General features: G+C 44.4%; 17 protein-coding genes. 9 read left to right on the top strand and 8 right to left on the bottom strand.

Annotated elements, in window-relative coordinates; genetic code table 11:
* Positions 1-240 precede the first annotated feature (240 nt).
* The 3 genes from L4D05_RS03140 to L4D05_RS03150 all read right to left on the bottom strand — a co-directional run bounded on the left by L4D05_RS03140 (position 241) and on the right by L4D05_RS03150 (position 3,023).
* The gene (locus L4D05_RS03140) at positions 241-1,515 is read right to left on the bottom strand and encodes an outer membrane protein transport protein (protein ID WP_428752353.1); all 1,275 of its coding nucleotides are present in this window, start codon (positions 1,513-1,515) and stop codon (positions 241-243) included.
* A gap of 289 nt (positions 1,516-1,804) precedes the next feature.
* A complete protein-coding gene (locus tag L4D05_RS03145; RefSeq protein ID WP_428792997.1) occupies positions 1,805-2,524 on the bottom strand; it encodes a DUF3379 domain-containing protein in 720 nt (239 codons plus the stop codon).
* On the bottom strand, positions 2,517-3,023 hold the full coding sequence (locus L4D05_RS03150) for a sigma-70 family RNA polymerase sigma factor (protein ID WP_265676143.1): 507 nt from the start codon (positions 3,021-3,023) through the stop codon (positions 2,517-2,519). Before L4D05_RS03150 ends, L4D05_RS03145 begins: the two co-directional genes overlap by 8 nt.
* Before the next feature lie 642 nt (positions 3,024-3,665).
* Between L4D05_RS03150 and fadI the strand changes: the two genes are divergently transcribed.
* Positions 3,666-4,988 (top strand): acetyl-CoA C-acyltransferase FadI, encoded by a 1,323-nt coding sequence (gene fadI, locus L4D05_RS03155; protein ID WP_428792998.1) that lies wholly within the window; start codon positions 3,666-3,668, stop codon positions 4,986-4,988.
* Entirely contained in the window at positions 4,988-7,102 is a 2,115-nt protein-coding gene (fadJ, locus tag L4D05_RS03160; RefSeq protein WP_428792999.1) for a fatty acid oxidation complex subunit alpha FadJ, read from the top strand. Before fadI ends, fadJ begins: the two co-directional genes overlap by 1 nt.
* Positions 7,103-7,195: 93 nt before the next feature.
* On the opposite strand, the gene L4D05_RS03165 is transcribed toward fadJ, so the two are convergent.
* Positions 7,196-9,997, bottom strand: coding sequence for an insulinase family protein (locus L4D05_RS03165; protein ID WP_428793000.1), 2,802 nt, complete (start codon positions 9,995-9,997; stop codon positions 7,196-7,198).
* Between the two features lie 380 nt (positions 9,998-10,377).
* Between L4D05_RS03165 and sixA the strand changes: the two genes are divergently transcribed.
* Positions 10,378-10,842: a phosphohistidine phosphatase SixA gene (gene sixA, locus L4D05_RS03170; RefSeq protein ID WP_428752348.1), complete on the top strand. Its 465-nt coding sequence runs from the start codon at positions 10,378-10,380 to the stop codon at positions 10,840-10,842.
* A gap of 9 nt (positions 10,843-10,851) precedes the next feature.
* On the opposite strand, the gene smrB is transcribed toward sixA, so the two are convergent.
* Entirely contained in the window at positions 10,852-11,382 is a 531-nt protein-coding gene (gene smrB, locus L4D05_RS03175) for an endonuclease SmrB (RefSeq protein WP_265676138.1), read from the bottom strand.
* 63 nt (positions 11,383-11,445) lie between these two features.
* Here smrB and prmB point away from each other — a divergent pair, with 63 nt between their 5' ends.
* From prmB to fusA, 3 genes are all read left to right on the top strand, one after another.
* The gene (gene prmB, locus L4D05_RS03180) at positions 11,446-12,378 is read left to right on the top strand and encodes a 50S ribosomal protein L3 N(5)-glutamine methyltransferase (RefSeq protein WP_428793001.1); all 933 of its coding nucleotides are present in this window, start codon (positions 11,446-11,448) and stop codon (positions 12,376-12,378) included.
* Positions 12,379-12,557: 179 nt separating this feature from the next.
* The gene (aroC, locus tag L4D05_RS03185) at positions 12,558-13,643 is read left to right on the top strand and encodes a chorismate synthase (protein ID WP_428793002.1); all 1,086 of its coding nucleotides are present in this window, start codon (positions 12,558-12,560) and stop codon (positions 13,641-13,643) included.
* Between the two features lie 274 nt (positions 13,644-13,917).
* Positions 13,918-15,936: an elongation factor G gene (gene fusA, locus L4D05_RS03190; protein ID WP_428793003.1), complete on the top strand. Its 2,019-nt coding sequence runs from the start codon at positions 13,918-13,920 to the stop codon at positions 15,934-15,936.
* Between the two features lie 171 nt (positions 15,937-16,107).
* On the opposite strand, the gene L4D05_RS03195 is transcribed toward fusA, so the two are convergent.
* Complete coding sequence (locus L4D05_RS03195) at positions 16,108-16,731, bottom strand: trimeric intracellular cation channel family protein (protein ID WP_428793004.1); 624 nt, start codon at positions 16,729-16,731, stop codon at positions 16,108-16,110.
* 211 nt (positions 16,732-16,942) lie between these two features.
* Between L4D05_RS03195 and L4D05_RS03200 the strand changes: the two genes are divergently transcribed.
* The 3 genes from L4D05_RS03200 (at position 16,943) to L4D05_RS03210 (ending at position 18,430) form a co-directional block, all read left to right on the top strand.
* Positions 16,943-17,473 (top strand): elongation factor P hydroxylase, encoded by a 531-nt coding sequence (locus tag L4D05_RS03200; protein ID WP_428752419.1) that lies wholly within the window; start codon positions 16,943-16,945, stop codon positions 17,471-17,473.
* A 23-nt stretch (positions 17,474-17,496) separates the two neighbouring features.
* Positions 17,497-17,760 (top strand): YfcL family protein, encoded by a 264-nt coding sequence (locus L4D05_RS03205; protein ID WP_428752343.1) that lies wholly within the window; start codon positions 17,497-17,499, stop codon positions 17,758-17,760.
* A gap of 145 nt (positions 17,761-17,905) precedes the next feature.
* Positions 17,906-18,430 carry an NADPH-dependent FMN reductase gene (locus L4D05_RS03210; RefSeq protein ID WP_428793005.1) on the top strand — a complete coding sequence of 175 codons (525 nt, stop codon included), beginning with the start codon at positions 17,906-17,908 and terminating at the stop codon, positions 18,428-18,430.
* A 90-nt stretch (positions 18,431-18,520) separates the two neighbouring features.
* On the opposite strand, the gene L4D05_RS03215 is transcribed toward L4D05_RS03210, so the two are convergent.
* Positions 18,521-18,790: a hypothetical protein gene (locus L4D05_RS03215; RefSeq protein ID WP_428752341.1), complete on the bottom strand. Its 270-nt coding sequence runs from the start codon at positions 18,788-18,790 to the stop codon at positions 18,521-18,523.
* A 261-nt stretch (positions 18,791-19,051) separates the two neighbouring features.
* On the bottom strand, positions 19,052-20,284 hold the full coding sequence (locus L4D05_RS03220; RefSeq protein ID WP_428752340.1) for an MFS transporter: 1,233 nt from the start codon (positions 20,282-20,284) through the stop codon (positions 19,052-19,054).
* Between the last annotated feature and the right edge of the window lie 142 nt (positions 20,285-20,426).

Consider the following 20,426-nt stretch of genomic DNA (forward strand, 5'->3'; position numbering starts at 1 on the left):
TATTGAAAATCCAACATATTCATGATGAATATTCTGGTTGTTAAGGGCTTGTTTCAAAATTTCAGCGTACAGTTGTAAGATATTATGAAGAAAAGGTATGACCAGTTGGCGTGAGAATAGTAGCCGAAAGAGTTGCTATTAAAGGATGTGGTGAGATGTTCAGTTATGAAAAAGGGTCGGAAGTACCGACCCTTTCTGTTGCTAGCTTGTTAACCTTGAATGGTTAACTTAGGTAGCGGATTAGAAGCTGTAGCTGTATTGGATACCTGCTAGGATAGCGTTAGCTTGGGTAGTTGCTGTTAGCTGTGTAGTCCCTTCAACTAGAGTTTCTTCGACGGAAACATCTTTACCCATTAGGTAAGTGATACCAAAGTCAACTACGTGATGTTTTTTAAAGTGGTAACCGAAACCTGCTGATAACCATTGGCGATCTGAATCAGGCACAGAAATTGAAGTAAGCTTATCTTGAGCTGCCGTGTCATACATATAACCAGCACGTAGTGTCCATGCATCATTTAAGTAATATGTACCGCCGAGGGCAGCATGGTAACCATCTTTCCACTCGTAATCTTTTACAGTTACGTTATTGTTCGTTACGATTTTGTCGAATGCACTCCAGCCAATCCATTGAAGACTATAGTGAACAGCAAATTTTGTATCCTGAATTCGGTGGTAACCAGAAAACTCAGCCATGCTTGGTAGTGGCAATTTTATGCTGTCTGCGGTTAGGTCCTTTGCGTAAAATACATCACCTTTCGCTTCAATTTCAGGGCTGTAATGGTACGAAAAGCCAAATCGATTATTTTCATTCAGTTCATATACAGTGCCTAAATTAAACCCAACACCAACGCCGCTAGCATCAATATCTAGTGCAGTATCAGCAGGGGCACTTAGTCCCGTTTTTCTTATTAATTTACCGCTGCCTTGGATGATATCTATACCGCCACCAACACTCCATTGGTCATTTACGCGATAAGAGGCACTTATGGCGTAGTTAATGCTAGCAATTTCAGTTGTACCGCCGAACACCGTAGCGTCAGGTGCAGTGCCTGGAATCGGTGAAGAACCCGCCCCAAAACTATCATCAAAGTTGTTGTTAGTTCCAAAGTTAGAATAAATGCCAGCACCGAGCGCCCATTGTTCATTTAGTCTATGAATGTAATAGATGTTTGGTACAGGTGTTCCACTACTGTTGTTAGCGTTTGCAACTGCGGTTGGTGGAAGTGCCCCGCCAGTTGGTTCATAGCTAATATCTTTAATATCAATACTAGTCTTAATATAGTTCACACCACCAGAAAATTGGTGCGAGTCAAACAGCGCCATAGCCGCTGAGTTACGAGCCATTACCGAAGCATTATCAGCAATAACCGCATCACCAGCAAAAGCACGGCCTAGACCGGTTGCAGATTGAGCATTAAGTTGGAAGCCAGCAGCTGCTACTTGGTGTGAAGCAAGCGTGAGCGATGACACGGCCACTGCTAAGAGCGTTTTTTTATACAGACGCGAAGTTGTCATTTATATACATCCTTTATGTAATCGCCTCTATGGGCGTTATTGAATTGAGTTAATACTCAATTTTGGGGCTGATCCTAATCGCTAGTATAGGTAATAGAAATCAGACCAGTAAGGAAAAATGGCTAAAAAGTATATAAATGATGTGTATCTGGCATGAAATGCATCGAAAATGCTTATATTTAGAGTTTGTACTCTAGAAAGTTGCATGGTTTAGTGGGAATTAACTCGCAAAAAAAAAGCCTTATTATGAAATAAGGCTTTTTTATGGTGCCTGAGGCTAATTCGTGAATTATGCCGCAGGGTCAAGTATATCTTTCAGGTTTTCGCCGATTTTAGAGAAGTCTTCGCCTTTTTCGCCGACTAAAATGAAGCTGGCATCACCGAGTGGCTCAACAAGCCCAGACATGCCATCTTTTTGGAAAAGCTTCGCTTGTTCACTTGGAATTTTGGTAACGAAAAGCGTCACTTTGCCTTTTTCGCCCTGAAACACCATGTGCATCGCGTTGGCATCACCAAAACCACAGTGGTTTAAGTAATAGACATGGTAAGGAAACTGTTGACCAATTTGATAGGCAAACGGTAACAGTTTGGCATTGATCTGTGCTTCTGATACTTTTTCATCTAATGGGTCGATAAAGCCCATTTCATCATGTACGTGCTGGACTGCGGTGTCAGAGAGTGACGCATGCGCAGTGGACACCGCGACGCTTCCCCAATTAACTTGACCCACCAATAACCCAAAGGCAAAAGCAATGGATGCCGCCAGAGATAGCGCTCGCTTACCAAAGTTCACCTTCACAACGTTGCTGCTGGACTGACTGAACAATATCTTGTCTGCTAGGTCATCGGGGACGTCGACTTTCATCGCCTGCTCAATACGCGCATCCATCGAAAAAATGTCGTCCATAAACTTCGCGTTGGCGTCATTGTCCTGCATCGCTTTTAATAACTCTGGATCTTTTGCCTTCGGTTCGGACATAATGCGACGACGGAATTCTAATTCATCCATTTTGTTGCCCCCTTGGTGATGCGCTAGACTCCATCATATCTTTGAGCTGATTGCGGGCTCTAAACAGTCGGGTCATGACGGTATTTTTGTTTAAGTCGAGTATATCGCCAATCTCTTCGCCGCTAAAGCCGCCAACGACTTGCAGAAAGAGTGGTTCTCGGTATTCAACATCGAGTTTCATAATCTGGGCTTGAAGCCATTCTTGCTGATGGTGAGGATCATCGCTGACTTTTGCTTCATTACCAAAATCATCAATATCAACCAAGTCAAACTGCTTACGCTCAAAGCGTCTGGCGTTTTCTCGTCTCAATATGGTGATAAGCCACGATTTAGCGGCTTTTTCGTCCTGAAGACTATCTAGTGATTTCCAAGCTCGAAGACAGGTTTCTTGCACTAAGTCTTCAGCAATGCTTTTGTCTTTACAAAGCCAATAAGCATAGCGGAACAGATCACGATGATAGGCACGTACAAGTGCTTCGTATTTTCTTTGTTTGTCCATATCTAAGTTGACCGGACTATTCGAAAATTTATTTCGAATTTTTTTTATCACTGACACAGGAGCCCCCGTTTTTGCTCTGTGATTGGAGTTTTTGTTACATAAAGCGCGTAAAGTCACTCAAAATTGATCTATTTCAATTTTTCACTTGGGGAAGCGGTTATATTACCTCTTGTCATCTCGTTGGTTTTTCGAAACCGACATGTTGAGCAAGATGACACTTCCTTTTGAAGGCTGACTTTACTTTCTCCTAATCAGGAAACTGATTATTTTCAATTGGCGTAAGTTAATTGCTTTATACATTCCGACCACACAACTATTGTGTGGTTTTTTTTTGCCTGTTATTTAAGCGCGTGCTGACGCGCGAATTTAAGCTTGAGCTTGCCTTCTGCTTTATCCGATGCTTTCGCTAGCACATCTCATTTTGTTCCGATTTCTTCTTGTTGTTATCACTTCGTATCGTTAAAACGTCTTAGCTAATACGTGCCGCTATTCTCGCTCAAGTGTTTGAATTCTCATATTCAATTTTGGTCGACCATATCACGGAATACAATAAAGACTCGAAGTTTTATCAAACGAATGTTTTAAATCTTTAACATCTTCGTTACAATGGTGTGGTCAGACCTCTTATTGAAAGGATAAACTATGAGCAATCAGGATGTGAGGAAGCTCGACCTTACGACTCGCAATGGCGAAAGAATCGCGATTGTTGCAGGGCTTCGTACTCCCTTCGCAAAACAAAGCACAGAATTTGGTCAGGTGCCTGCTGTCGATCTCGGCAAGATGGTGGTGGCTGAAATGATGGCTAGAACGGATATCGATCCAAAATTGGTGCAGCAAGTGGTGTTTGGTCAAGTAGTGCAGATGCCAGAAGCGCCGAATATCGCTCGTGAGATCGTGTTAGGTACTGGAATGGATATCCACACAGACGCTTATAGTGTAACTCGGGCCTGTGCGACCAGCTTTCAGGCCGCCGCCAATGTTTGTGAAAGCATTATGTCCGGCACCATTGACGTGGGTATTGCAGGAGGGGCGGATTCGTCTTCCGTTTTGCCTATTGGGGTGTCGAAAACCCTTGCGGCCAACTTACTTGCCCTTAGCAAAACCAAGACGGTGGGGCAAAAGCTCAGCATTCTCAAGAAATTGTCGTTTAAGGACTTAATGCCAGTCCCGCCTGCGGTCGCGGAGTATTCAACCGGGATCTCGATGGGGCAAACGGCTGAACAAATGGCTAAATCTCATGGTATTTCCCGTCTAGAGCAAGATGAACTGGCTCATCGCTCGCACTCTCTCGCGTCTCAAGCATGGAAAGATGGCAAAGTACGTGACGAAGTGATGACGGCTTTTCCAGAACCGTATAAAAAATATTTAGATGAAGACAATAACATTCGCCATGATTCGACGCTTGAGGGCTATGCCAAATTACGTCCGGCTTTTGACCGACAATATGGCACGGTGACAGCGGCAAATAGTACCCCGTTAACCGATGGTGCTGCGGCGATCATGATGATGCGAGAAGGGCGTGCCAAAGAGCTTGGACTTGAAATAAAAGGCTACATTCGCTCTTACGCGTTTTCTGCAATAGGGGTGCAACAAGACATGTTGATGGGGCCGTCTTATGCAACGCCGATGGCGCTAGATAGAGCTGGAATCAAGTTGTCTGACTTAACACTTATAGATATGCATGAGGCGTTTGCTGCGCAAGCTTTATCAAACGTGAAGATGTTTGCCAGTGAGAAGTTTGCCAAGGAAAAACTCGGTCGTGGACAAGCGATTGGCGAAATTGATATGGATAAGTTTAACGTTTTGGGCGGTTCGATAGCCTATGGTCACCCGTTCGCAGCAACGGGTGCGAGAATGATTACTCAGACCTTAAATGAGCTACAACGAAGAGGCGGCGGGTTGGCGTTGAATACGGCATGTGCGGCAGGTGGTCTCGGTGCTGCGATGATTTTGGAGGTGGAATAATGAGTGATCAAAAAGCATTTCAACTAACGATAGACGAACAAAACGTCGCCTGGCTGAGCATTGATGTTCCCAACGAAAAAATGAACACACTACAAGCGGCATTTGCGGATGAAATGGCCGACGTGTTTGTGCAGTTAGAAGATAAGAAATCCACGCTGAAAGGACTCATTCTGCATTCATTAAAGCCGGACAATTTTGTCGCCGGAGCGGATGTTCGTATGCTGGCCGCTTGCACTTCAGCGGAAGAAGCGCAGAGTTTGGCCGCGAAAGGGCAAGAGATGTTTGGTCAATTAGCGGAGATGCCATTTCCTGTGGTTGCCGCGATTCATGGTCCTTGTCTTGGTGGGGGATTGGAACTGGCATTAGCGTGTGATTATCGCGTGTGTACGGATGCCCCAATTACCAAGCTTGGCTTACCTGAAGTGCAGTTAGGGCTATTGCCTGGTTCTGGTGGTACGCAGCGCCTACCACGGTTAATAGGATTACTTCCTTCGCTAGACCTTATTCTTACTGGAAAGCAGCTACGAGCTAAAAAAGCCAAAAAGCTGGGCGTGGTCGATGCCATGGTACCTGAAACTATTCTATTGGATGTGGCGAAACAGTTATTAGAGAAAGGCAAAAAGCGTAAAGCTAAAAAATTGTCGAACAAAGAAGTGGTGATGGCCGGAACTGGACTTGGTCGCAAGGTTATTTTTGATCAAGCTGCGAAGAAGACGCACGCCAAAACACGCGGTAATTATCCCGCAGCAGATGCCATTTTAGATGTGATTAAATTTGGCCTAGAAAAAGGCATGGAAAAAGGACTAGAGTACGAAGCGAAACGCTTTGGTGAGCTCGTCATGACGTCAGAATCCAACGCGTTGCGATCCATTTTCTTTGCCACCACAGAAATGAAGAAAGAGCTGGGTCGTGATGCGATACCGAAAACGGTGAAGCGTGCCGTGGTACTTGGCGGTGGCTTGATGGGCGCGGGCATTACCCATGTTTCGGTTAGCAAAGCAAAAGCTTCTGTACGTATCAAGGACGTAGCAAACGAAGGGATACTGAATGCCCTCAATTACAACTACAAGTTATTGGAGAAAAAACGTAAGCGCCGCATCATCTCCAAAGCAGAATTGCAGTCGCAAATGCTACAAATGGCAGGTGGAACAGACTTCACTGGTTTTGATAACGCCGACATTGTGGTTGAAGCGGTATTTGAAGATTTAGCGCTGAAACAGCAGATGGTCAAAGATGTCGAAACGTATGCGCGACCAGATACTATTTTCGCTACCAATACCTCTTCGTTACCTATCCGACAAATCGCAGAGCAAGCGGCTAGGCCAGAAAATGTGGTGGGTTTACATTATTTTAGTCCCGCAGACAAAATGCCACTGGTTGAAGTGATCCCTCATGAAACCACGTCTGACGAGGCGGTTGCCACTGCTGTGAGTTTCGCTAAGAAACAAGGTAAAACACCAATCGTGGTAAAAGATCAAGCTGGGTTCTATGTGAACCGTATCTTGGCGCCTTATATGAATGAGTCAGCTAATGTCTTGCTTGCGAACGAACCGATTGAAGCTTTAGATAAAGCCTTGCTTAACTTTGGTTTCCCCGTTGGTCCTATTACGTTACTGGATGAGGTGGGTGTTGATATTGGCGCTAAGATCATGCCTATCTTAGTGGCTGAACTGGGTCAGAGATTCCAAGGTCCGGATGTGTTTGACAAACTCTTAAACGATGGTCGTAAAGGCAGAAAATCAGGTAAAGGCTTTTATAGTTACAAGGGCAAGAAAAAGTCAGTAGACACGTCGGTCTATCGCGTCCTAGGATTGAAACCAGAGACGAAATTGTCAGAGAACGAAATTGCCATGCGTTGCGTGCTACCCATGCTTAATGAAGCGGTACGTTGCTTGGATGAAGGCATTATTGAAAGCCCGAGAGATGGTGATATTGGTGCGATTTTCGGTATCGGTTTCCCACCTTTCCTCGGTGGCCCGTTCCGTTATTTGGACGCGTTGGGTATCACCAAAGTGGTTGAGATGATGAACGAACATGCCCAGAAACATGGCGATCGTTTTGCGCCTTGCGATGGGTTGTTAACTCGTGCGGGTTTAAACGAAACGTTCTATTAAGAGCATCTTTTGTTGCCACTAAGCAAACAAAGCCATCAATAATGATGGCTTTGTTATTTTTAACGTGTAGCTCGTTATCTTAGTGCTTGGCAGTTATCCTAAATCGGTATCTTTTGGTCTCAGTTGGAATTCGTCAATAGAACCAATTTCTAAGCCAATATTAAGGCGTGGTGCGTCGCTATGGGCTTTGCCCAAGCTATGCATGATCAATCGGTTTGCTGTTCTAGGTTTTAGTTCATTCACCACAAAGCGAATCATGTCTGCACGGGTAAGCGTCTTTAACTCCTCCAGCACCTTTTCTCGTTGATTAAATTCGGTATCTTTATTGCCTATGGCGACCCAAAGGCGTTGAGCTCGCCCGCGAAGCGTTGTATCTGGTGTGGAAATTTGGTTCCAAAGCCCTTTCTTACTGCTATGCCATTGATAGTCATCGAGTTCGAATAACACCATGTAAAAGGCATTTAGAAACTCATCAATAGAGCGAATAAGCTCGCTTGGCGCGGCTTTCGGTGATTGCACATACAACACAATACCCGGATGACGATTGAGTGGCATGTTACCAGTGCCCACCATATAACCGAGCTGCTGCTTGGTTCTGATCTCGTGGAAAAACGTCGCAGACATCAAGTGATTCGCGAGCGTGTACAAGGCGATACTGCGAGGGGAAATATCATCACATTGGTGATAGACCACAATCGCAGAGTCTTCTTGGTCACAGAACATTTCACGTTGGAAGCTACCATTTTTACCAAGCATGACTAACGGACGCAGACTTTCTTCGTATTTTTGGTTGGCAAGACGAAGCGCATCTTTGAGTGTCGTGGCGATATCAATCGCGCCTTGTCGTTGCCAATCGCCGTAAACAAACATATCGATGTGAAGCTCTGACAAAATAGACTGCACGAACGCTGGAAGCTCATCGACATCTATGGTTTCTAGTGCTTCTATTAACACTGGGTAGGGTGGGTTATTAGGTTGCAGAATGCCACTCATTTGATTGAATAGTTGTGATATTGGACGATCTTTTGAGGCGTTATTCCAACTACGCAACAACTGAGCTTTAATGCTTTCATAGCGGCTTTGGTTAAACTCTCGGCTGGCAAAGCGTTGCAAAATCATATTCAGTAATTGTGGTTGTTTCTTACTAAAACCAGAAATGGATAATGTGACGCCCCCTTGGTGTGCGTACATATCGTAATTCAAACCAGCGACTTCCGCTTCATAGGTTTCTTCAGACAACGAATCTAAGAACATCTCCACACATAAGCGAGTCTTAACAATGTTTCTAGGCGTACTGACAGAATGCGGACTGTCTATGGCAATAAATACTACGCCCTTTGGTACGTTGAACTCATGGTCTTGTAGGTGCCATAACCTAAAGCCATCTAAATCTTCCAGTAACACCGGAAATTCGTGATTAGATTCCGCCGGGTAACTGGTCAGATCATAAATAATAAAAGGGTTTTTCTTTGGTAAAGAAAACGGCAGGTTGGATAAGTCTTTGGCTTGTGGCATGCGCTCTGCATCGACAAACATGACTTGCTGCTGGTCGCTAAAACGTGCCACGGAGTAAGGTGTAAAATACCACTTTGCCGATTTATCAAAGGTTTGCCCTTTTGCGACGATGGTGACTTTGAGGTTACTGGCGGTGAGATAGTCGCCGCACTCACGAATAAGGGACTCATCATAATCTGCCATCTTGTAGTCACCATACATGATGTCATCGACCTGATAATTTTGCATGTTCATGACAAGGTGGCTGACAAGATCTAATGGTCTCGCGGGCTCTTGAAACTGAAACGCAGATTCCATCACTGCGCGCTTTTCAAGGTGACGCCACTCCTGCATACCTTGTGTTTTAATCAGCGCAATAAACCGGAAGACGGACGTGATGATGTCATCGGAATGCTCAAGGCCTTGCGGCGTTAAGGTCATGCTGACAGAAAACTCTCTAAAGTTACTACCAGAGGCGCCCCCGCCAGCAGATAGTGACGTGATCCAGCCTTTGTTTTTTAGATATAACATTAAGCTGCCTTCTCCTTCATGGCCAAGCAAGTTGGCAAAATAGGAGAGGGGTTTGTTGTGATAATATTGGTTGGTCGCTGGCATTGGGAATGCCAATATTAGTCGGCGGATTTCTTTTATCGGTTCAACACGAACGATCTTTTGAGTTTCTTCAGCCGTCATAAACGGGACATCTACTCGCTTATCCTGACGGTGTTGGTTTTTGACCGTATTGAATTTACTTTCGACCCATTGCTGCAATTCATCCAGTGGGTGAGGGCCAATCAGCGCAAGTGTCATAAGGTCGGCGGAGTATTGCTGCTGGTGGAAGTGCAAGATTTCGTCGCGGATTGACTGTCCGTTTTGGTCATTCAGAGTGTCGAGATTACCAACGGAAAACTTAGCAAATGGATGCGCAGGATTAATGGTTTCCTTTTGGACCTGATATAGGCGGCGTCCATCATCGTGCAATTTCATTTTATATTCAGAATCAACGGCTTGCCGTTCTTTATCTAGCGCTTCCTCATTGAAAAGTGGCGCAGAAAAAAATTGACTAAAGCGGTCAAGCCCGCGCTCAAAGGCGTTGGGGTAGATATCGAAGAAAAAACAGGAGTGTTCAGTGCCCGTCCATGCATTGTTAGTGCCGCCATGCTGATTAACAAAGGACTGAAACTCGCCAACTTTAGGGTATCTTTCCGTTCCTAGAAATAGCATATGCTCTAAGTAATGGGCGAGACCCTCGCGATCACTAGGGTCATCGAAATGACCGACATTAACGGCAAGCGCTACCGCCGACTTTTGAGCCTGCTGATCTTCAATAAGCAGAACTTGCATCGCATTATCCAAGGTGAGGATGCGATAGGATCGGTTATCGTTTGGACTTAGGTGCACTTATCTTCTCCAGATATAAGCGTTCGCTTGGACGACCTTACCAAGCGCTAGCAACGAAAGCGTTGTCTCATTGGTCATAATAGCCTGAATTTCGTGGTTTTTTACGTTTTAGTAACGAAGTTATGACCCGTCTCATTATTGCTACTTACTAGGTTAATTGCTGAGCTGGTAATATAATGAGTAAGTAAAATAATTATGACGTCTAATTTGAGACACGCAAAAATAAAGTTACAAATATTTTTTATTTTACTTATTAAATTGTTAAGAAAGTCGACGCCTTTAGCAAGTCAATTGATATAATTAATTTTTTTATTGTAGAGTAACCGTCTTGTAGAGTCCTGAATAGCAACAGGGGCTTACTGATTTGAACAGGTAAACGTATGAAAGTTTTTATAATGCGTCACGGAGAAGCGGTTCATTATGCTGCTACCGATGAAGAGAGAGCCTTAACGTCTCATGGCGAACTGTGTTCTCTTTCTGTTGCACGAGCATGTAAGCAGCAAGGTTTTTCATCTTTTGACCATGTGCTGGTGAGTCCTTACCTAAGGGCTCAGCAGACTTGGAATATGATCAGTGAAGTCTTTACTGGAAAAAAAGTGACGGTGTGTGATGACATAACGCCTTATGGTCAAGCTGAAGATGTGGCGGAGTATATTGGTGCGATGAGCAATGTTGAATCCCTGGAGTCGATTTTGCTGGTGTCACACTTGCCTTTAGTGGGGTACTTAACGGCTGAGTTAGTGGGTGACATGAATGCACCTATGTTTCCCACATCAGGTTTAGTGTGTGTCGAGTATGATGTAGAAAGAAGACAGGGCGAATTGCTGTGGCACCTTCACCCTTAATCGAAGCGCTTACTTTTCCGGAATAGATAGCAGCACGAGTAAAGCACCATCGCCACCAAATTCAAGTGGCGCTTGGTGAAATGCCATAACATCAGGGTGCTGTGCAAGCCAAAGTGGCGCTTTTTTCTTGAGTATATGCTTGCCAATACCATGCATGACACAGGCACAATGTATGCTTTCTTTTACGCAATGCGCAATCATGGCACCGAGTTCACGCTTGGCTTCTTGCTGTGTCATACCATGCATATCTAGAAATACATCGGGTACGTAAACTCCGCGGCGCAGTCGCTTCACTTCATATGTTGAAACATCATCTCGAGCGTAACGTGTTGGTCCCTCTTCACTTAGGTGGGGAACAAACTCGTCAGAGAAGTAAAATTCAGCATCAGAAGCTTCTCTAATAGTTCTTTTCGCTTCTTTCTGTTTCTTATTTCGGTTTGGTTGCTGGACTATGGTATCCTGTTGCAACTTTTTTACGCCCTGTACTTCACCCCTAAAAAGGGCGAAATCGTCATCCGCGTCGGTGTCTTTTTGGCTCATTTTTTAGAAACACTCATTGAACTTCGTTGTTGGGTAGTATTGTAGCGCTTTTTGGAGGCAATTTTGGATAAGATTTTTGTGGAAGAAGCCGTTTCTGAGCTTCACTCACTTCAAGACTTGATACGCTGGACCGTTAGCCGTTTTAATGCCGCGGGTCTTTTTTACGGACACGGTACAGACAATGCTTGGGATGAAGCCGTTCAGCTTATCTTACCTACGCTTTATTTGCCGATTGATGTACCACCGCACGTTTTGAATTCACGCCTTACGAGCAGTGAACGCTTACGAGTTGTTGAACGAGTGATCCGCCGTATTAACGACAGAACACCTACCGCCTACTTAACCAATAAAGCGTGGTTCTGTGGACTGGAGTTTTTTGTTGATGAGCGCGTCCTTGTACCTCGCTCTCCTATTGGTGAACTCATTGAATCTCAGTTCCAACCTTGGTTAACTGAAGAACCAACGCGTATTATGGATATGTGTACGGGCAGTGGCTGTATTGCTATCGCTTGTGCGCATGCGTTCCCAAATGCTGAAGTGGACGCGATTGATATTTCATCCGACGCGCTTGAAGTGGCAGAGCAGAACGTTCAAGACCACGGTCTTGAGCAGCAAGTCTTCCCTATTCGTTCGGATTTATTCCGTGATTTGCCTAAAGATAAGTACAACCTCATCGTCACCAATCCACCTTATGTGGACGAAGAAGACATGAACTCTTTACCAGAGGAGTTCACTCATGAGCCAGAATTAGGGCTTGCAGCAGGCAGTGATGGTCTAAAACTTGTGCGACGCATCTTATGCAATGCGCCAGACTATCTAACGGATGACGGCATTCTAGTTTGTGAAGTAGGTAACTCAATGGTTCACATGATGGAGCAGTATCCTGAGATTCCATTTACGTGGATTGAGTTTGCCAACGGTGGTCATGGCGTGTTCATGATAACTCGTGAGCAATTAGTTGCTTGTGCTGATGAGTTTGCTATTTACAAAGACTAAACGAGTCTGAATAGTAACCAAGCCTTATTAGAAAACGCCGCGATGAATATTGCGGCGTTTTTTTGTTTGGGGGTTTACAACGTCTGGCTTTGTCGTCACTATGAAATCACGAAGAACAGACAGGCAGAAGAACAAGCTATTGTATTGAGGCGGGCTTGTTCTAGAAAACAGAGGAAGTAATGGCAGGAAATAGTATCGGACAACACTTTCGAGTGACAACATTCGGAGAGAGCCATGGTATCGCGCTAGGTTGTATCGTTGATGGATGCCCTCCAGGGTTGGAAATTTCAGAAGCTGACCTTCAGGTTGACTTAGATCGCCGTCGTCCAGGCACATCACGTTATACAACTCAACGACGTGAAGCGGATGAAGTTAAGATTCTGTCTGGTGTGTTTGAAGGCCAAACTACAGGGACTTCAATTGGACTACTGATTGAAAATACCGACCAACGCTCTAAAGATTACTCAGAAATTAAAGATAAATTTCGTCCAGGTCACGCCGATTATACTTACCATCAGAAATACGGCGTACGTGATTATCGTGGTGGCGGTCGTTCTTCTGCACGTGAAACCGCGATGCGTGTTGCCGCAGGCGCGATTGCCAAGCAATATCTAAAGAAAGAATTTGGTGTTGAAGTGCGTGCGTATTTGTCACAAATGGGCGACATCAGCATTGATAAAGTGGACTGGGACGAAATTGAAAACAATGCGTTCTTTTGTCCAGACGCCGATAAGGTGGATGATTTTGACCAACTGATCCGTGCGCTGTTAAAGCAAGGTGACTCAATTGGTGCCAAACTGCAGGTGGTGGCAACTAACATTCCTGTTGGCTTAGGCGAACCTATCTTTGACCGATTAGATGCCGATATTGCTCACGCTCTAATGAGTATTAATGCCGTGAAAGGTGTTGAGATTGGCGATGGTTTTGATGTGGTCGGTCAAAAGGGCAGTGAACACCGCGACCCTCTGACCCCTCAAGGCTTTAGCAGTAATCATGCGGGTGGTATTTTAGGTGGTATTTCAACCGGTCAAGATATAGTTGCTAGCATTGCTTTGAAACCGACATCGAGCATTACCGTACCGGGTAACACGATCACTCGTAGTGGCGAAGCGACGCAGTTGATTACCAAAGGTCGTCATGACCCATGCGTGGGTATCCGAGCGGTACCAATTGCCGAAGCAATGTTGGCGATTGTATTGATGGATCATCTATTGCGCCATCGTGGACAAAACCACGGAGTGACAACGGAAACGCCTGTGATTTAGTCAGCTTAGTTTTAGTTTACTACTGAACGCCCTTAGAGAATATCTAAGGGCGTTTTTTTGTGCCCAATCACGAAACGGTGAATAAATTTGCTTAATGTCTGCTGACATGAAATTAGTCACATAAAAAGTAAGGCTATAGGTTCACACTGTTTACTCCGGTGACAAGGAGGTACTTTTTGAGAAGAGGAATCCAAAAAATGACTTGGAAGACGAGCAGGCGGGAAACCGCCGACTCGAAGCTTGACCGCGCTTTCAATCATTTAAGGAGTCACCTATGTCGAAATACGAAGTCAGAAATATAGCCGTTGTTGGACAAACAGGAACGGGTAAAACCAGTTTAATCGAACGGCTACTTTTTGAGTCACATTCTAGCAATCACCTAGGGCATGTTGAAGACGGTGATACCATCACCGATTTTGACGATCAGTCAATTCAATATCAGCATAGTGTTGAGGCAACACCTATTTCATTAAACTGGAATGGTCACCACATCAACCTTATCGATACTCCGGGGCAAGTGGAGCTATTGGGACGCACACTGAGTGTTTTTCCTGCAGTAGAAGCGACCGCATTGGTGTTGGATGTCAGTACCTCTATTAATCAGGTATCAGAGCAGTTGTTTGCTTTTGCCAAGGCGCAAAAGAAATGCCAAATGATAGTTATCAATAAGATCGACGCTCATCCAGAGCGTTTGTTGCCATTTCTCGAAGAAATAGAGCAACGCTTTGGCGCTCAATGCTTGCCGATAAACCTTCCTTCACAAAAGCCTGCCGAAGTCATTGATTGCTACTTTGCCGCCAATATTGAGCAGAAAACCTTGTTTAGTAGTGTCGATGAATCCCATGAACTTTTAGTGGATCAGGTGGTTGAAGTCGATGAGTCATTGATGGAGCTTTATCTTGAGCAAGGATCTGAATTAAGCGCTGAACAATTACATGATGCATTTGAAGAAGCACTGCGAACCGGGCACGTGATTCCGGTTTGTTTTGTGTCATCCGACACGGGGGCTGGCTGTGATTTATTGCTAAGGACTCTAGCGGAAATTATGCCAATGCCTGATGAAGGTAATCCGCCATTACTTGAAAAACAAGGTAAGCAGGTCGCGATAAATTGCGATCAACGTGATCATACCGTTGCGCATGTCTATAAGGTAAGTGTTGACCCTTACTTGGGGAAAATCGCCTACGTTCGGGTATTCCAAGGTGAAATAACCACGGGCAGTCAGTTGTATGTCGGGGAGAGTAGCAAAGCGTTTAAAGTTGGACACCTTTATAATTTACAAGGTAAAAAACGTCATGAGATCGCTTCCTGTAAGGCCGGAGATCTTTGTGTGTTGGTGAAAGTGGACGAGCTGGCTTTTGATTCACTCATCCATGACTCTCATGACGAAGATGGCATTACATTTAAAACGCTACAATTTCCAGAATCAATGTATAACTTGGCGTTGACCCCGAAAAAACGTGGTGATGAACAAAAGTTGTCGGACGTACTCACCAAAATTTTGGCAGAAGACCCATCTTTGAAGTTAGAACACCGAGCTGCGACCAATGAAACAGTACTCAGTGGTCAAGGTGAGTTTCATTTGACGATTGCCCTTGAGAAAATGGCGACAGTTTACAAACTAAAAGTCGATACGCATCAACCAAGTGTCGAGTATTTTGAAACCATTACCCGTGAGGCGCAGGCGCAATATCGGCATAAGAAGCAAAGTGGCGGAGCGGGGCAGTTTGGTGAAGTGCACTTATCGGTGAGACCACTCGAACGTGGTACAGGGTTCTCATTTGTTAATAAAGTGGTGGGTGGCTCAATACCGACATCGTTAATCCCTGCTGTTGAAAAAGGCGTTCGCCAAGCATTAGAGGAAGGCGCAATTTCTGGTAATCCGATTAAAGATATTGAAGTGACCGTACTTGAAGGTAAGCACCATTCGGTGGATTCAAAAGAAATAGCCTTTATCATTGCCGGGAAAAAAGCATTCTTGGAAGCGGTGAGAGCCGCTGGGCCGATTGTCTTAGAGCCGATTGTTGACTTAGAACTTGAAATCCCGATGTCTTCGGTAGGAGATGTAACAGGAGATCTTTCTGGGAATCGAGGGTTGATCGTCGGCAGTGAACAAGGAGGACACACTACGACAAGGCTACAAGCTAAGTCTCCCATTAATGAACTTCAGGACTACTCGCGTCGCTTGAAAGCACTGACTGGTGGCGAAGGGCGATTTAGCATGACATTGAGCCACTATGAACCAGCCCCAAGTGCTGTGCAAAAGAAAGTGTGCTCACAGGCTGATTCGTGATTAGCGATAGTGGCGAAATAATTATGGCTGAGAAATAGTTAAAGCTAAGAAACACTTAAAGCTAAGAAAACTTATTGCGGAAAAAGCGTATAAACATCGTGTGCTTATCACCTGTAATAAGTAAAGCTTGTAATGAAAAAGCCCTAGTCAACGAATGCTAGGGCTTGTCAATTAATGGATCGCTTCTTCACTATCGAGTTTAAAGTTCGGTAAGCGCCATTTGAATCTTACCGCCGCCATGCGAAGGGTGTAACCCACAACGATGGTCGCGATGGTCGTTGGAAGCGTATCAATACCATACTCTAATAAACCCAAATACAAACAAGCAGCAATCACGGAGATAGACGCATACAGCTCTTCATGCAGTACCAGCGGCGTTTGTCTGCAGATGAGATCTCTTAGTAAACCACCAAATACCCCGGTGACTAGACCTGAAACAATACAGATAAACGGGTGCAGCCCCATACCGATACCAACATTGGTACCAATAATCGTGAAGACCACTAAGCCAAGCGCATCGAGTCGAATAAACACGCCTTTAAATTTGATGATCCATTTCGCTAGCCCGGTGGTTAACACACCCGCGACACAAGTAATGACCAAAAACTCTGGGTGCTTAACCCAACCTAGCGGGTAATGCCCAAGTAAAATATCTCGAACGGTACCACCACCAATTGCTGTAGCACTTGCCACTAGCATAACTCCGAACCAATCCATGTTACGACGACCAGCAGAGAGTGCGCCTGTCATCGCTTCGGCCGTAATTCCTATAATGTATAAAACACTTAGCAACATGACACGAATCTCAAAAAAAAATCATGCGTTAGTGTAATTGTGATCTGCTCTGTTGACGAATGAAATTTAATGATGTTTTGTGGTTTTTCTGATTAAAAAAACTAATGGGTAAAGTAATGTCGGGGATAGAGAACAAAAGCAGCAGAGATGCTTTACCTCATCGGCAATTCCAGAGACAATACCCCCTTAATATTTGCAGTATAAAATGACCATGCACCATCAGTATCAAGATCTTATTCAAATTTTTAATCAGACTTTTTTTGACACTTATAATACGCGTTTAGAGTTAGGTGGGGATGAACCTATTTATCTTCCCGCGAGTGACGACATTGACCACCATCGCATCATTTTTGCTCGTGGTTTCTATGCTTCTGCATTACATGAAATTGCTCACTGGTGCGTGGCTGGTGCGAAACGACGTTTACTTGAAGACTTCGGGTATTGGTATGAACCGGATGGTCGTACTGAACAAATACAGGCCGAGTTTGAAAAAGTTGAGATTCGTCCTCAAGCCTATGAGTGGATACTCGCGACAAGTGCTGGCTTTCCGTTTACGGTGAGCTGCGACAATTTAAATGGTAACTTTGAACCTGATCGCTTGGTTTTTATGCAAAAAGTAAAAGATGAGGTTGAGCAAATCTTACGAGATGGTTTACCCGTCAGAGTGGCACAGTTATCTAATGCGCTGAGAGACCACTATCAAATTTCAGAATTAAGCAGTGAACAGTTTATCGTTCGCTGAGCCCCTATCAGGACAACAGTTTTATGATTATTGAATACGAAGACATGCTTATCGCTATTATTGATGAGCGAATTCAGAACGCGTCGGACGACGAATTGTTTGCGGGTGGTTACCTACGTGGGCATATTTCTCTTTCTACCGCAGCTTGCGAAGAAGAGGGAATTAACGACGTTGCTCTACTAAAATTGCGAATTCAAGCCAGTTTGGATGAGGCGAAGGCGGAGCTAAGCCCTGCAGATCGAATCATAGTGAACGATCTTTGGAGTGAGCTACAAGCACTGGTTTAGTCTTGCGCTGATATCGTACTGCGCTGATGTAGTCTTGTTCGAAAATTTCGAATGACATAGTGTGATTTTCTTGCTTGTTGATTGTTGGTAATGGATTAATCTATATCCATACCGAACGAATAAGCGAAAAGCAGAAGGAATCCCTATGAAAATTATCGCATTTGGTGCAAGTACAAGCGGAACGTCGATTAACAAATTGTTAGCGACGTACGCAGCTAATCAAATTGAAGGTGCGGATGTTGAGGTTTTAGACATCAGTCAATATGACGTTCCTTTGTTTAGTGAAGATAAAGAGAAAGAGATTGGTCAGGCACAAGGTGCTAAGCAATTTTTGGATGATATCGCGCAAGCAGATGCTTTGGTGATCTCTTATGCAGAGCATAATGGTCATTATCCCGCCGCTTATAAAAATTTGTTTGATTGGGCAACGCGTATTGAGCGTGAAGTTTTTGCGGGTAAACCAGCCGTGTATTTGGCAACATCGCCGGGACCCGGTGGTGCTGCAACGGTATTAGCCGCTGCCACAAATTCAGCACCATATTTCGGTGGTAATGTAAAAGCGAGCGTATCAGTACCAAGTTTCTACGATAATTTTGATCTCGAAAAAGGTTCAATTAGAAATGAATCTATAGTTGCCGAGATTAAAGCTGCAGTAAATCAGCTAAAATAACCCGGTGATTAATGAAGGAGGCGCTGACATGCGCCTCTTTTCGTTTTTCTGAACGTATTCTTAATATCAAGCATAGGGCTAGTAAAGCGACTAATAGCTTTCATGACGAAGCTTATGCTCTAATAGCCATAGCTCCCGATTTAATTTCATTTCTCGCTCTCTTTCTTTTTGCGATTCGACCCGAGCTTTATCACACTCCATCCCTTTCGGATCCACACCTCTATTGATGAGTTCTTGTTCTATTGCTTCGTTGTCGTATTGCGATAACGAAGTACACAGTTGATATGTTCCTTGGTGTTCAGGCGCGATTGAGTTGCAGCCAGTGAGGAACAAGAGGGCGATAGCTAGATTATTTTTCATTGTAGCTCGTTTCGGTTGAGAGAAAGTGACGGTTTAGATTCAGACAAGGAACCCAATAAGGATTATCTCTAGAAATGAAATTCACCGTGAATAAGGATCCTATGGTTTTATCATAGGGTGTGAGGTGAGGTGGTGAGAGGCTCGAGGGCGCAAAGGGAAGTGAAATAAACAGCTGTGGCGTTGATAAAGATAAGAGAGCCGATTATTGGCTCTCTTTTTTATTGCCGCTGCTTTAGTGCGTGGAAGCTGATGAGGTTGTCGTTATGCTTTTTGGTGATTACTGCTACGACGCTCTACGGAATCGAGCCCTTTGTTGACCGCCTTGGATTTGTTGAAACCAATGACAACCATTACCGTAGCGACAACGATGCAAACTGCTCCAACACCGACCTGACCTTGGAAGTCGCCTGTCACTGTTAGGGCCTGGGCTAAGATTGGTCCCAACGCTAAGCCTACGGTACCGATTTCTGGACCGTATGAGCTAAAGTAACCTGACTTATCTGTCGTTGCGAGTGCTGTATAGTAACGTGCATACATCATGTTCCATAGCATGATGTAAAGAGTTGAGAAGCCAAGGAATGAAATTGTGTCTTGTGTGCTAGCCATACCAAAACAAACAGCACCATTAATAATACTCAAGGTAACAATAATGGTTGTGTGGCTGAATTTTTTATCAATTACAGCGGTCAAAATACCACCACCAACGGCTAAAACGGATCCGATGGCAAGAACTAAGCCTACATCTTCGGTTGATGCTTGCATGTCCGCGCCAATGAGCTCGATGTATGGATAGATAATGCCAAGGCTTAAGCTGTACACAAGAAATGCGCCGCCAACCCAAATCATGGGAACAACAAAATGCTTCTTATCAATGCTCGCAGAGCTATTGTCGGTAATCTCTTTGTCTTTATCAATTCGCCCGTTGTTCGGGAAGAACCAAAATGCTACTAGGCATAAGGCGGAAGCGAACATAAAGAACTGATAGAGCGCATTAAGGCCATAAGTTGCCATTAACTCAGGTATTAAGACGAACCACGTGATTAGCCAAACGTTTAACGCCGCAATCATAAAGCCAAAGTTTCGTCCTGGGTTTTTGGTGACACTCATACCTACTAAACCTAGAGAGTAGCCAATACCTTGACCGGTACCTGCAATCAGTCGGCTGGTAATGAAGCTGTCAAAATCTGGAGCGGTCATACTTAAGTAGTTACCAATAATCAGGGCAAAGGCCGCAAGGTAACCAACATAGCGCCAGTTTGTTCTACGAATTAAAAGCAACGAAAATAGTAAAGAAGAAAGGGCGGTTGCAAGTAATTCATACATGGCGATGCTCTCGATTTGAGCATCGTTCAGCGACATTGCTTCAGCGACACCACCGAGCATGAAGGGTAAAAAGTTAAACGCATTGGGCGCAAACATGACCAGCATTGTGGCGGCAATGATGAGCGCTTTAGAATCAATGGTTCGAGTGGGCCTCAAAAGGTGACTTAACATAGTGTTCTCCTATCCATCCTAGATCAGGATTGTTATCATTATGTTAATAATGGGCTGCTAATAGGATTAACAGTAGTACCCAATTGGGTTACAAAATTGTTAACGCTATGTTTATTTGGTGTTTTTTGGTACGGAGTGGATA

Source organism: Vibrio nomapromontoriensis, assembly GCF_050337205.1.
In the GTDB taxonomy this organism is placed as follows: Bacteria; Pseudomonadota; Gammaproteobacteria; order Enterobacterales; family Vibrionaceae; genus Vibrio; species Vibrio nomapromontoriensis.